Here is a 228-nt window from a genome sequence, read left to right as displayed (position 1 = left end):
CGGCAGTGCGCAGATCGACTACGACTACGTGGCGGTCGGCCTCGACCCGTATCGCCTCGCGCGGCTGCAGCGCGTGCTGCAGCCGCCACCGGTCAATACGTCACTCTACGGGCGCACGACCTATGCGCCGTCGGCGACGCTCGTCGCGGTGGCGGTCGATCCGGCGACCGGGCGCGTGAAGGTCGAACACGTGGTGACGGCCGTGAGCGTCGGCCGGCAGTTGTCGCC

Annotated in this window: 1 protein-coding gene; it reads left to right on the top strand. The window is 71.1% G+C overall.

Going from position 1 to position 228, the window contains the following annotated elements; all coding sequences use genetic code 11:
• Nucleotides 1-228: hypothetical protein (locus SB772_RS46425; protein ID WP_410839323.1), on the top strand; the 228-nt coding region annotated here is incomplete at both ends.

The sequence above is a fragment of the Paraburkholderia sp. SIMBA_030 genome, assembly GCF_046535245.1.
In the GTDB taxonomy this organism is placed as follows: domain Bacteria; phylum Pseudomonadota; class Gammaproteobacteria; order Burkholderiales; family Burkholderiaceae; genus Paraburkholderia.
Note: the sequence above shows the minus strand (reverse complement) of the source record. Positions and strands in the feature narration are given on the sequence as shown.